Origin of the sequence: Kluyvera cryocrescens NBRC 102467 (genome assembly GCF_001571285.1) — a bacterium.
GTDB classification, from domain to species: domain Bacteria; phylum Pseudomonadota; class Gammaproteobacteria; order Enterobacterales; family Enterobacteriaceae; genus Kluyvera; species Kluyvera cryocrescens.
This window is the reverse complement of sequence record NZ_BCTM01000001.1, coordinates 345,252-358,521: the sequence shown is the minus strand read 5'-3', so window position 1 is coordinate 358,521 and position 13,270 is coordinate 345,252. Positions and strand designations below refer to the sequence as shown.

11 protein-coding genes are annotated in these 13,270 nt (G+C 54.5%); 5 read left to right on the top strand and 6 right to left on the bottom strand.

The features are described from left to right. Positions 1 to 22 precede the first annotated feature (22 nt). Complete coding sequence (locus tag KCR01S_RS01685) at positions 23 to 1,075, bottom strand: YeiH family protein (protein ID WP_061279416.1); 1,053 nt, start codon at positions 1,073 to 1,075, stop codon at positions 23 to 25. A gap of 118 nt (positions 1,076 to 1,193) precedes the next feature. Here KCR01S_RS01685 and yieE point away from each other — a divergent pair, with 118 nt between their 5' ends. The 3 genes from yieE (at position 1,194) to cirA (ending at position 5,941) form a co-directional block, all read left to right on the top strand. Continuing rightward, positions 1,194 to 2,060 carry a DNA-binding transcriptional regulator YeiE gene (gene yieE, locus KCR01S_RS01680; RefSeq protein WP_061279415.1) on the top strand — a complete coding sequence of 289 codons (867 nt, stop codon included), beginning with the start codon at positions 1,194 to 1,196 and terminating at the stop codon, positions 2,058 to 2,060. A gap of 134 nt (positions 2,061 to 2,194) precedes the next feature. Next, positions 2,195 to 3,664 (top strand): amino acid permease, encoded by a 1,470-nt coding sequence (locus tag KCR01S_RS01675; RefSeq protein WP_061279414.1) that lies wholly within the window; start codon positions 2,195 to 2,197, stop codon positions 3,662 to 3,664. A 309-nt stretch (positions 3,665 to 3,973) separates the two neighbouring features. Continuing rightward, positions 3,974 to 5,941 (top strand): catecholate siderophore receptor CirA, encoded by a 1,968-nt coding sequence (gene cirA, locus KCR01S_RS01670; protein ID WP_061279413.1) that lies wholly within the window; start codon positions 3,974 to 3,976, stop codon positions 5,939 to 5,941. A 97-nt stretch (positions 5,942 to 6,038) separates the two neighbouring features. Here cirA and KCR01S_RS01665 read toward each other — a convergent pair whose 3' ends face one another. From KCR01S_RS01665 to KCR01S_RS25760, 4 genes are read right to left on the bottom strand one after another with little or no spacing between them, the layout of a single operon-like run. Further along, positions 6,039 to 7,232, bottom strand: coding sequence for a glycoside hydrolase family 88 protein (locus KCR01S_RS01665; protein WP_061279412.1), 1,194 nt, complete (start codon positions 7,230 to 7,232; stop codon positions 6,039 to 6,041). An 18-nt stretch (positions 7,233 to 7,250) separates the two neighbouring features. Further along, positions 7,251 to 8,516 (bottom strand): oligosaccharide MFS transporter, encoded by a 1,266-nt coding sequence (locus tag KCR01S_RS01660; protein WP_061279411.1) that lies wholly within the window; start codon positions 8,514 to 8,516, stop codon positions 7,251 to 7,253. 31 nt (positions 8,517 to 8,547) lie between these two features. Further along, positions 8,548 to 9,843, bottom strand: coding sequence for a DUF2264 domain-containing protein (locus KCR01S_RS01655; protein WP_280513229.1), 1,296 nt, complete (start codon positions 9,841 to 9,843; stop codon positions 8,548 to 8,550). Positions 9,844 to 9,850: 7 nt separating this feature from the next. After that, the gene (locus tag KCR01S_RS25760) at positions 9,851 to 10,327 is read right to left on the bottom strand and encodes a DUF2264 domain-containing protein (RefSeq protein WP_280513228.1); all 477 of its coding nucleotides are present in this window, start codon (positions 10,325 to 10,327) and stop codon (positions 9,851 to 9,853) included. Between the two features lie 188 nt (positions 10,328 to 10,515). On the opposite strand from KCR01S_RS25760, the gene KCR01S_RS01650 reads away from it, so the two are divergent. Continuing rightward, the gene (locus KCR01S_RS01650) at positions 10,516 to 11,385 is read left to right on the top strand and encodes an AraC family transcriptional regulator (protein WP_061279410.1); all 870 of its coding nucleotides are present in this window, start codon (positions 10,516 to 10,518) and stop codon (positions 11,383 to 11,385) included. A gap of 40 nt (positions 11,386 to 11,425) precedes the next feature. Here the strand turns inward: KCR01S_RS01650 and fghA are convergent, their stop codons facing one another. After that, a complete protein-coding gene (gene fghA, locus KCR01S_RS01645; RefSeq protein WP_061279409.1) occupies positions 11,426 to 12,262 on the bottom strand; it encodes an S-formylglutathione hydrolase in 837 nt (278 codons plus the stop codon). Between the two features lie 334 nt (positions 12,263 to 12,596). On the opposite strand from fghA, the gene folE reads away from it, so the two are divergent. Further along, positions 12,597 to 13,265 (top strand): GTP cyclohydrolase I FolE, encoded by a 669-nt coding sequence (gene folE, locus KCR01S_RS01640; RefSeq protein ID WP_061279408.1) that lies wholly within the window; start codon positions 12,597 to 12,599, stop codon positions 13,263 to 13,265. The last annotated feature ends 5 nt before the right edge of the window (positions 13,266 to 13,270 follow it).

Genomic DNA, 13,270 nt, shown 5'->3' with positions numbered 1-13,270 from the left:
AGGGAGGGGGAGTCGTGCTCGTTTATGCCATCACGGTCTGGATAGCGAAGTTAATCGCACCGCCGCCCACAATCAGCCAGATGAACAGCACCAGCGCCATCAAGAGTGGTTTCGCACCGGCTTTTTTCAGCGCGCTGATATGGGTTGTCACCCCAAGGGCCGCCATGGCCATGGCCAGTAAAATGGTATCCAGCGTAATCAACATCTGCACCACGCTTTGCGGCAGCAGGTGGAACGAGTTGAAGATAGCCACCACGATAAATAAAATCGCGAACCATGGAATGGTGATTTTGCTTTTCTGCTCGGCGTTAGCCGGGGCTAGCTGTTTCACTCGGGCTGCCAGAATCAGCAAAAACGGAGCCAGCATCATTACGCGCAGCATTTTAGCAATGACCGCCGCATTCTCGGCTTCCGGACTAATGGCATGGCCTGCCGCCACCACCTGTGCGACTTCATGCATGGTGGAACCGATATAGATACCGTAGGTTTCCGGGCTAAACCAGTGTGCGACCAGCGGGTACATGGCTGGATAGAGGAATATCGCCAGCGTACCGAAGATAACCACCGTCGCCACGGCGACCGTTACTTTACTGGCCTCGGCTTTGACTACCGGCTCGGTTGCCAGTATCGCCGCCGCGCCGCAGATACTGCTACCGGCACCAATCAGCCAACTGGTGTGCTTGTCCAGACCAAAGACCTTCTGTCCAAGCCAGCAGGCCATCAGGAAGGTGCTGGAAAGCGTCAGCACGTCAATCACGATACCGCTGACGCCGACGTCAGCAATTTGCGAGAACGTCAGGCGAAAACCGTACAGAATGATCCCTAACCGCAGCAGATGCTGCTTGGCGAAGATGACCCCACCGTCGCAGGACTGCCATAGTTTTGGGTATACCGTGTTACCGATGACCATCCCGAACAGAATAGCCAGCGTCAGCGCGCTCATCCCCGCCCCGGCAATGGCTGGAATGCTGCCAGCCCATACCGCCGCGCCGGTAATAACTGCGGTGAGCGCAAGCCCAGGAATAAAGTGTTTGATGCTACGATGATGATGCGTCTGTAAGGTGACTTGTGTCATAACCTTCTCCTTTGTCTGGCTAAAAGGTTACGCCTGGCTGGCTTAAAGATAAAATTGATTATATATTTATAATCAATCGTAATAACTGGTAAGGTCGGCTCCGGCGGGCCGAAGAACTATGCATATCACGCTGCGGCAGTTGGAAGTTTTTGCAGAGGTGCTGAAAAGCGGCTCGACCACCCAGGCATCGCAGATGCTCGCACTGTCGCAATCGGCGGTCAGCGCGGCGTTAACAGATCTTGAAGGGCAGCTAGGGGTGCAGTTGTTTGATCGCGTCGGAAAGCGGCTGGTGGTCAATGAGCACGGGCGGTTGCTGTACCCGCGCGCACTGGCGCTGCTGGAACAGGCCGGTGAGATAGAACAGCTGTTTCGCGAAGATAATGGCGCCATCCGCGTTTATGCCAGTAGCACAATCGGCAACTATATTCTGCCAGGCGTGATTGCCCGCTACCGTAAAGACTTTCCCACGCTGCCGCTGGAGTTGAGCGTTGGCAACAGCCAGGATGTGATTAATGCGGTGGCGGATTTCCGGGTGGATATCGGGCTTATTGAAGGGCCGTGTCACTCTGCTGACATCATTGCTGAACCCTGGCTTGAGGATGAACTGGTTGTCTTCTCCGCGCCAAACAGTGCCTGGCTGCAAGGCGAGGTAACGCTGGATGCGCTGGCGAAGGCGCCGTGGATCCTGCGTGAAAAAGGCTCGGGTACCCGGGAAATCGTTGACTATCTGCTGCTTTCACACCTGCCGCAGTTCCAGATGGGGATGGAGCTTGGCAACTCTGAAGCAATCAAACATGCGGTGCGCCATGACCTCGGCATCAGCTGTTTGTCCCGGCGGGTGATTGCCGAACAGCTGGAGGCAGGTTCACTGGTTGAAGTAAAAATACCGCTGCCGACTTTAAGCCGCACCCTGTGGCGGATCCATCATCGTCAAAAACATCTTTCCAACGCGTTAAGCCGTTTCCTGCATTACTGCAATACCTGAAACGACATATGGATGCTTTACTTATAATAAGGGAGCGATCATGAAGCTCTCTTATAACTGCGCATTTCTGCCGTGAGATGCCGGAATCGTCTGCTACAATCTCGCCTCATTTTTTGGATGGATAGCATTTTCACATGGGTTCCGAAACAAAAACCACACAAGCGCCCGCGTTACGTCGCGAACTCAAGGCGCGCCATCTGACGATGATCGCCATTGGCGGTTCCATCGGTACAGGTCTGTTTGTTGCCTCCGGTGCAACGATTTCTCAGGCGGGCCCAGGCGGCGCGCTGTTTTCCTATATCCTGATTGGCCTGATGGTGTACTTCCTGATGACCAGTCTGGGCGAGCTGGCGGCGTACATGCCGGTATCTGGCTCTTTTGCGACCTACGGTCAGAACTACGTCGAAGAAGGCTTTGGCTTCGCGCTGGGCTGGAACTACTGGTACAACTGGGCGGTGACCATCGCCGTTGACCTGGTGGCGGCACAGCTGGTGATGAACTGGTGGTTCCCGGATACGCCGGGCTGGATCTGGAGTGCGCTGTTCCTGTGCGTCATCTTCCTGCTGAACTACATCTCCGTGAAAGGCTTTGGTGAAGCGGAATATTGGTTCTCACTGATTAAAGTCGCCACCGTGATTATCTTTATCATCGTTGGCATTATGATGATCGTCGGTATCTTCAAAGGGGCGCAGCCGGTTGGCTGGAGCAACTGGACGACCGGTGATGCACCGTTTGCCGGCGGGTTATCGGCGATGATTGGCGTGGCGATGATTGTTGGCTTCTCCTTCCAGGGGACCGAGCTGATTGGTATTGCTGCCGGTGAATCTGAAGATCCGGAGAAGAACATTCCGCGCGCGGTGCGTCAGGTATTCTGGCGAATTCTGCTGTTCTATGTGTTCGCTATCCTGATTATCAGCCTGATCATCCCGTATACCGATCCGAGTCTGCTGCGCAATGATGTGAAAGATATTTCGGTAAGCCCGTTCACGCTGGTGTTCCAGCATGCTGGCCTGCTGTCCGCGGCGGCAGTGATGAACGCCGTTATTCTGACGGCGGTACTGTCGGCGGGTAACTCCGGGATGTACGCGTCTACCCGCATGCTTTACACCCTGGCCTGCGATGGCAAAGCGCCGCGCATCTTCTCCAAACTGTCTCGCGGCGGTGTGCCACGTAATGCGCTGTACGCGACGACCGTGATTGCCGGCCTGTGCTTCCTGACGTCAATGTTTGGAAACCAGACGGTCTATCTGTGGCTGCTGAACACCTCCGGGATGACCGGTTTTATTGCCTGGCTGGGGATTGCCATTAGCCACTATCGTTTCCGTCGCGGCTATGTGATGCAGGGGCACGACATTAATAACCTGCCATACCGTTCAGGGTTCTTCCCGCTGGGGCCGATTTTTGCCTTCGTCCTGTGCCTGATTATTACGTTGGGCCAGAACTATGAAGCATTCCTGGCTGACACCATTGACTGGGGCGGCGTAGCGGCAACCTACATCGGTATCCCGCTGTTCCTGATTATTTGGTTTGGCTACAAGTTTACCCGCGGGACGCACTTCGTACGCTATAGCGAAATGCATTTCCCGGAGCGCTTTAAGAAGTAATTCGGCGCGCTGATTCCGATCAAAACCTCTCTGCGGAGAGGTTTTTTTATGCCTGCTGTTTATGGTTTGGTCACGAATGATTACGTCTTGACATAACTTTAAATAACCTTAATTGATAATTGTTATCATTACGTTTATCATCACGCTCCATACAAAAGGATGAAGCCACTTCCTCTCCTGACTGGATAACAGGCTGAGGGGACTAGCCACATCTGCAAAAAAATAGGCTGCCGGTCAGCGGCTATGCAGTAGCACGTGTGAGTAAGACCTCTTTGTTTTAATTCAGTATTCACCTCATGGAGATATGGAATGTTTAGGTTAAACCCCTTGGTTCGGGGCGGGCTGTGCGCGTCCGTAATGTCCCTGGCGCTGCCTGTCGGCGCGGCAGATGATAATGAAGTTATGGTCGTTACGGCGGCTGCCACCGAGCAAAGCGTGAAGGATGCGCCTGCCAGCATTAGCGTTATCACTCAGGAAGATCTGCAGCGTAAACCGGTGCAAAATCTGAAAGACGTGCTGAAGGAGGTCCCGGGCGTACAGCTCACCAATGAAGGGGATAACCGAAAAGGGGTCAGTATCCGTGGCCTCGATAGCAGCTATACCCTGATTCTTATCGACGGCAAGCGCGTCAATTCCCGCAACGCCGTTTTCCGCCACAATGACTTCGACCTGAACTGGATCCCGGTTGACGCCATCGAACGTATCGAAGTGGTGCGTGGCCCGATGTCCTCGCTGTACGGCTCTGATGCGCTGGGTGGCGTGGTGAACATCATCACCAAAAAAATTGGCGCGAAGTGGACTGGGACCATCACCGCGGATAGCACTATTCAGGAGCATCGCGATCGCGGCGATACCTGGAACGGCCAGTTCTTTACCTCCGGCCCGCTGATTGATGGCCTGCTGGGGATGAAAGCGTTTGGTAGTTTGTCGAAACGCGAAAAGGACGATCCGCAGACCTCCAACACCACGGCCACCGGCGACACGCCGCGTATCGAAGGCTTCACCAGCCGTGACGGCAACGTTGAGCTCGCCTGGACGCCAAATGAGAACAACGACATCACTGCCGGTTATGGCTTTGACCGCCAGGACCGCGAATCCGACTCGCTCGACCGCAACCGTCTCGAGCGCCAGAACTACTCGTTAAGCCATAACGGGCGTTGGGATCTTGGCACCAGCGAGCTGAAGTACTATGGCGAGAAAGTGGCTAACAAGAACCCAGGCAACGCCAGCGAAATCACCTCCGAAAGTAATACCATTGACGGTAAGTACGTGCTGCCGCTGGGCGTGATTAACCAGCTGGTAACCTTTGGCGGCGAATGGCGCCACGATGAGCTTAAGGATCCGGTAAACCTGACCGGCGGCTCCAGCAGCAAAACGTCCGCCAGTCAGTATGCGCTGTTTGTTGAAGACGAGTGGCGGATCTTCGAACCGCTGGCACTGACCACCGGTATCCGTATGGATGATCACGAAACCTACGGTGATCACTGGAGCCCGCGTGCTTACCTCGTCTATAACGCCACTGACACGGTGACGGTAAAAGGCGGCTGGGCGACGGCATTTAAAGCGCCATCGCTGCTGCAACTGAGCCCTGATTGGACGACTAACTCCTGCCGCGGCGGCTGCCGCATCGTTGGTAGCCCGGATCTGAAACCGGAAACCAGTGAAAGCTTCGAAGTAGGTCTCTACTATCAGGGAGAAGAGGGCTGGCTGGACGGTGTTCAGGCAAGCGTGACCACCTTCCAGAATGATATTGACGATATGATCAATATCAACCGTACCCGTGATAAGAACGCGGCGCCGGGCTATCCGAACTTTGTCGGTTTTGAAAACGGTGTGCCGGTATTCGCCTACTATAACGTCAACAAAGCGCGTATTCGCGGCGTTGAATCCGAGCTGAAAGTGCCGTTTGGCGATGAATGGAAAGTGACGCTGAACTACACTTATAACGATGGCCGTGATTTGAGCAACGGGGACAACAAGCCGCTGCAGGAGCTGCCGTTCCATACCGGTAATGGTCGTCTCGACTGGACGCCGGTACAGGACTGGTCGTTCTATCTGGCCGCAAGCTATACCGGCCAGCAGCGTGCGACCAGCGCAACGGCCAAAACGCCTGGCGGTTATACCACCTGGGATCTTGGCGGAGCATGGCAGGCGACGAAAAACGTCAAGCTGCGCGCTGGTGTGCTGAACCTCGGGGATAAAGATCTCAAGCGTGATGACTATAGCTATAACGAAGATGGTCGCCGCTACTTTATGGCCGTGGATTACCGCTTCTAAACCGTACTGTCAGAAGCTATCCCGGGTAAGCGAAATGCTCCCGGGAATGACGGCACAGTGAATCAGCCCGATAAGCGCAACGCTATCGGGCTTTTTATTACCAGTAGCTACGCCAGTTCTGAGTGGCGCGGGTTATCGCCTCCATCAGGAAGTAATCCCCCCAGCTACAGCACTCGTTAACGCCGACATCACCTTTAAAGTAGTAAACCGAGTGTTCCAGTAGCCCCTGCCCAGGCGCATGTTCGCGGTTGACGTAGCCGTCGATCATATTGCCAATCATCCGCAGCGCTAAGGTTTCGTAGCTTTCTCTATCCGGGTGGGTTACCGGAAGATGTTTCACCAGTTCCAGCAGCGCGCAGGCGACGATGGCCGCCGCCGAGCTATCGCGCTCACTGGCAGAGGAGGTGAGCGCCAGATCCCAATAGCAAATCAGATCGTCCGGCAGACGGTTAAGATAATAGTTTGCCAGCGTTTGGCTGAGCTCCAGCAGCCGATTGTCGCCGGTATGCAGATAGTTCAACAGGAAGCCGTAAACCCCCCACGCCTGGCCACGCGCCCAGCAGGAGTCATCGGAAAAGCCCTGGTGCGTATTGCCAAAGCGCGGCGCGCCGGTTTCTACGTCCATATACCAGGTATGGAATGTGGATCCATCTTCGCGCACGATATAGCGGCGGGCTTGCTCAATATGCCGTTTCGCCGCGGCCGCATAGCGCGGGTCGCCGCTGGCCTGACTCGCCTGGTACAGCAGCGGCAGGTTCATGTTGCAATCGATTATCATCCGGCCTTGCTGCTCCGGATTATTCAGCTCTCCCCACGCCTGAATAATTCCCGCTTTCTCGTTATAGCGCTCCATCAGCGCTTCGGCAGCGAGCAGAGCAATGTAGCCCGCTTCGCGGTTACCGGTCAGACGCTCACCCGCCACGCAGGACAGGCTGTAGAGAAAACCCAGGTCGTGATGGTTGGTATGATCGCGGTTGATGATCCGCTGACCGAAAGAATGGATATGCTGTTCAGCCAGCGCGCGATGCCGCGCCTCGCCGGTCCATTCGTAGGCCAGCCACAGTTGTCCGGTCCAGAAGCTGGTGGTCCATTCAATGTTATCAATGACCGGATAGAAACCGTTTTTACAGGCGGCATCCGGGAAACGCTGACCGAAATAGTCGGCGTTAGCGTCGATGGCTTTCAGTAATGAGGGCATTATCCCGCGGATTTTGTGGCCAATCTCTTCCCGCTCTCCCGGCTGCAGGGTATGCAAAGCCAGGGGTTCTTTGTTGATAGTCTCAGACGTCATGCGATGCTCTTTCCTTTCTTAATTAAGCGCTTGCTGTTTGATTTCCGGCTCCAGCGCAGTTTTACGATGGCTGTAGCAGGTCGATAAGGTGAGGGCCGATACGCCGGTAAAGATGAGCGCAACGATCCCCATGATCAGATAGGTGTGTTCAAAGCCGATGGTTTGATAGGCGTAGCCCGCCGGTGGCGCGACGACGATAGATCCGACGTAAATCATTGCCTGATAGCCCAGCAGATACATTGTGGCGTTGACGCGTTTGTCGAAATGCTCGGCGATATATTTGAAGACCGAGACCAGAATGAGCGCTATCTCAATGCCGTAGAGTGGTTTCACCAGGCAGATAATCAGCGGGTCGCTGGTCAGGCCGGAGATAATCAAGCGGAGGCTGATGACCAGACCGGTGAGCAGCATCCCCTGTTTGGCACCGATGCGATTAATAATGGTGGGAACCAGCATCATGCCGAAGAATTCGGCGGCAGACTGCGCGGTGCTCATGTAGCCAAACATGGCATTGCCTTCTTCTTTGGTGGCAAAGAAGGTGACGAAATAGCGTGAAAATTGCTGCTCAGCAATAAACATCATCCACGCCACACCGGCGATATACAGCGAGAACATCCAGAATTTACGATTAGCCAGCAGATGCAGGACGTCGGTAATGACGATCTTCTCTTTCGACAGGACGTTGTTGTCCTCTTTGCCGAAGTGGTCGACTTTCAAGGTCAGCAGTACGGCGAACATACACAGCGCCGAGATGCTGCTGATGGCAAAGTTAATCTTGGGCGAAATGTTATACAAGAATCCGGAGAACGATGATGCCGTGGCCCAGCCGAGAGCCGCCCACATGCGGATGCGGCCAAATTCCATGTTGTAGAGGCGACTAAAGCGATCGACGTACGACTCTTCCGCCGCCACGCCGGCATACCAGCCGAGGCTAAAGAACAGCGCGCCGACGATCATGCCGCTGATGAAATGAGTTTGCAGCAGCGGGAGATAGATCCAGATATAGAACGGTGCCATCAGCGCGGAAACGATGCAGACAAAATAGAGCAGGTGCTTCTTCATGCCAATTTTGTCCATGATGTAGCCGTAAACCGGCTTGATCACTACCGCGAAAACGCCGTTCACGGCAAATACGGTGCCGATGTCCACGGCGTCGAGCCCCGCTTTATCACCAAGCCAGATGGCGTAAAGGCCGAAGCTGGCCGCCCAGGTAAAGGTAAACAGAAAAACAAAGAGACTTAACTTTATATATGCCGAGCGTGTCGACTGAATTGTTGTTGTCATTGCGGTCTCCGCCGTCAATCAGAGGTCAGGGTTATACGAGAGTGAGCGAGGTTCCGTTCACGGTGAGTTGCTGGGTAGCGTGTGTAAAACAAAGCCGTTCCGGTAGCCGTTGGGGCGCACCGGGATCGGCGCTGACGTAGCAGGCCAGCCAGTGCGTTCCGGCGCAAAGCTGCGTGGATAAGCAAGGAATATCAGCCGGTGCGGCGTACAGCAGATTGCTGTTGGGCGGTGTTGTGACGAGCAGCGCCTGCCGATCGCCACTGAGGTTAACGATCTGGCTATAGTCACGCGTTGTTTCGACGGTGACGGCATCAGGGGTAAGCGTCAGGCGCGTTTGCTGATGATGATTGGCCGCAAAGCCTCCTTCGACGCAGGACAGCGGACGCGGCGTGGTGACGCGGTGGATACGGATATGCCCATTTTTCACCGGGATAAGCCAACTGGTCACGGCGACGTCATGCCATGGTCGCCACTCGCTGCGTACCCATTCATGGCTGACCGACACGCTGTCGCACTCGCGGCGCCCGCGGTAGTAATCATCCCCGTTGCTAAATAGCAGCATTGAGTCAACGGCTGCATGGTTTAGGCCGTAGCGTCCGCGTTCAAGGGTGAAACCGAATTGGCTGGAGTAGGCGAACTTGCCATACTTCTGCTCAAAATTGACGAAGTTATTCTTATCGAATTGGCCCGACATCACCATCCAGGCGTGGCGGTTTTCCGCGCTGTGGACGATGATTTGTCCTGCCTCTGGTACTGGATGTCGTGCGTCAAGCTCCGGCAGCGGCTCGCATTGGGCCTGCCAGAATGCGCTCTCTTCCGGTAGCGCCAGAATCAGCATCGCCTTGAGCGCCCAGTAGGGTGATCCGGGACTGTTGTAGTCTTCGGCCATAATCAGGTTGGGATAGCTGTAGCCAATGCTAAACAGCCCGTCAGCGCCGATAAACGGCTGTGCCAGCCAGCCGTCGAGGTGACGTAAAATCAACCCTTTCACTATCCCTGGCGTGAAGACATCCAGGCCGGTAAAGGCCACCGCGCTCCAGTAAGCGACCTGCACAAACCGGTAGGTCAGGCTGCGGCCAAACGGAATGCCCTCGCCATCAGCGGTAAAATAGTAAACATAGTCTTTCGCAAACTGCTGCGCGCGCTGGCGGTATCGCAGACAGCGCTCGGGATCGACATCCTGCATAAAATGGCTATAGAGCAGGCTGTAGAAGTGAAAACCGCTGGAGATATAATAGTCGCGCGGCTTGCCTTCGCCGTCACTATACCAACCGTTTCCCAACCAGAAGGGTTCAACCGCGTCGAGGTGGCGATTAATCACCGCCATATCATATTCACGCCCGACGCACTTCAGGCCAACCTGAATCAATGCTGGGATAAAAGTGCCAGTTATTATTCGGCACCGCCACGTCCGCGCTCTGAGAAAGCCAGCGCACGAGATTATTCTGTTCAGTCTTTGTTAGCTGCGACCACAGCGGCGTTTGCAGCGCCAGACCGAGGCCGAATGCGGCCATTTCCACGCAGCGCTGATCGTTATCACCAACCTCGCCCCAATAACCCGGATGCTGCGGGTTACAGCCATTTCGCAGGCCGGTCAGAAACGTCTCCTGCCATGCGGGAGTGGTACCGCCGCTCATCAGCGGAAACAGGCCCCACAGTAGACGAATAAACCCCTCCATACCGGCCACGTCGTCCGGATACTGCGCGGCGGTATCGCCGGCATAAAGCCGCGTGCAATCGGCAGAGAGGCGGGGGAGAGCCGCCGCTATCCATTGCTGTACTAACGCACTGTAATGTTGTTTCGTCCGCATTATGAAATCCCGTTTCAGACCGTTGATGGCGGACGAATAATAGGAAGTTGCGGCAGTCAACAAATGTGATTGTGCTCTTACTTTTACGCATCGTAGGTAATTAAAAATAATTTTATGGCGTAATTTAGGCCGAAAGTTTTATTCCAATGATGAAAATATAAGTTTGTTAACATGCGAGGCATCACGCCATGACACCCTCCGGGCGTACGGAAGACACCACCTATCTTGAGCAGATCCATCTCAACGATAAGTCGATTTATTTCAACCGGATGCAAAACATGCCGGCCAATTACTATCATTGGCATCAGTGTGCGGAAATTCTGTCGGTGTCGCGTGGGGTGGGGATTGCGTTGATGGAACACCAGCAATATACGGTGAAACCCGGACGATTATTTATCTTCCCACCGGGGAAGCTACATAAGGTGTTCGTTGAACAGGATGAGCGCAACGTGTACCACCGAACCACGCTGCACTTTAACCCCGTTCTGTTGGAACCGTGGCTGCGCGATTTTCCCCGTCAGCACATGCTGTTACGTCAGCTGTGCGGCCGTGGAGAAAAGGCACGGGTGTTTGATGTCGGTGACCTGCAGCCGGTGATTGAGACGCTATTGCAGCGTTTTGAAGAACTCACCCGCGAAGCGAGCTGGAGTACCAGCGACAGTGCCTTTTTGATTATGCAGTTGATCAGTCTGTTACCGCAGCAAGAACAGGCAACAGGGCATAACACATTCTCCTCGACCATTATCCGCTGGCTGGAAACCCACTACCACCAACGCTGTTCGTTGGAAGAGATTGCGGCGATGATGGGCTGCTCGCGTGGACATACGTCGCGGCGATTTCACGATGAGACCGGTGGGACGATTCAGGAATATTTGATGATGCGACGGATCCGCCAAGCCTGCGAGCTGCTGCTGCATTCGAAGCATTCGGTACGGGAGATCGCGCAACGGGTTGGGTTTACCGAGTACGCGTGGTTTATTACCTGCTTTCGTAAAAATATGGGCAAGACGCCGTTACAGTATCGCAAAGCCTATCCCTACACCTTACCGGACGAGTAAGAGAGGCCTGATAACACCACGTTTATCAGGCCAGTGCGGATTATTTCAGCAGATAGTCGGCGTGGAAGCGCAGGTGATCTTCAATAAACGACGCAATAAAGTAATAGCTATGGTCGTAACCCGGCTGAATACGCAGCGTCAGCGGCCAGTCTTTCTGGCGCGCGGCTTCGGCAAACACCGCCGGCTGCAGTTGGTCGGCGAGGAACTGGTCGTTATCGCCCTGATCGATAAGCATCGGGATAGCATCTGCACTGCGGCTTGCCAGCAACAGCTCGGTGCTGTCCCATTCCGCCCAGCGGGCATTCTCGTTACCCAGATAGGCGTTAAAGGCTTTCTGTCCCCACGGTACCCGGCTGGGGTTAACGATTGGGGCAAACGCGGAGGCGCTGCAATAGTATCCTGGGTTTTTCAGCGCCAGCATCAGCGCGCCGTGGCCGCCCATTGAGTGACCGCTGATTGCCCGGCGGGAACTGACGTTAAACTGCGCCTCGATAAGCGTCGGCAGCTCGTGGCGCAGGTAGTCATACATGCGAAAATGTGCGGCCCACGGAGCCTGAGTGGCATTCAGATAGAAGCCTGCACCCTGACCAAGGTCATAACCGGCGTCATTGGCAACGTCTTCACCGCGAGGACTGGTATCCGGCATCACCAGAACGATGCCAAGCTCGGCAGCAACCCGCTGTGCGCCGGCTTTGGTGGTGAAGTTTTCATCATTGCAGGTCAGGCCAGAAAGCCAGTACAGCACCGGCGGCGGCGTTTTTTTTCCTTCGGGTGGCAAAAACAGGCTAAAAGTCATCGGGCAATTTAGCGTGGCAGATTGGTGCTGCCAGCGCTGCTGCCAGCCGCCATAACAGCGGTGCTCTTCGAGCATTTGCATGCGGGCTCCTCGCGTTTTTTGTCAGAATTAATCGTTCCATCATACAGATAATTCATTGGTGGTGAGTAACTTTCACTTCCGCATACCCACCACATGCTGCATCATAAAGATAACTTTACATTCACATCTGTAGTGCTAATGCCGGTAGTTCAACACGCCGTAGGCGTTGCTGCTAATTGCTGGAACGATGGCGCGGAGCCCTCAGGCTGACAGATAATAACGATTGCAATAATTATCACTACGAATACTGGATTCTGTGCGTCGCCTCACGCACAATGAGTACAAACTTTGCCCCCCTATGAAGCAAAGCGCCACACCTGCAGGAGAAGAAACGATGTCATCACTAAGTAAAGAAGCGGTATTGGTACATGAAGCGCTGGTCGCCCGTGGCCTGGAAACGCCGCTGCGCCCGCCGGTGCGCGAAATGGATAATGAAACCCGTAAGAATCTGATTTCCGGCCATATGACAGAGATTATGCAACTGCTAAATCTCGATTTGAGTGATGACAGCCTGATGGAAACGCCGCGTCGCATCGCCAAGATGTACGTGGACGAGATTTTCTCCGGTCTGGACTACGCCAATTTCCCGAAAATCACCGTGATTGAAAATAAGATGAAAGTGGATGAAATGGTGACGGTGCGTGATATCACCTTAACCAGTACCTGTGAACACCACTTTGTGACCATTGACGGTAAAGCAACGGTGGCCTATATCCCGAAAGATTCGGTGATTGGTCTGTCAAAAATTAACCGTATCGTGCAGTTCTTTGCACAGCGTCCGCAGGTTCAGGAACGCTTAACGCAGCAGATTCTGACGGCGCTGCAAACGCTGCTGGGCACTAACAACGTGGCGGTTTCGATTGATGCGGTGCATTACTGCGTTAAAGCACGCGGTATTCGTGATGCGACCAGTGCCACCACGACGACCTCGCTGGGTGGCCTGTTCAAATCCAGCCAGAATACGCGTCAGGAATTCTTGCGCGCGGTGCGTCACCACAACTAATTGTT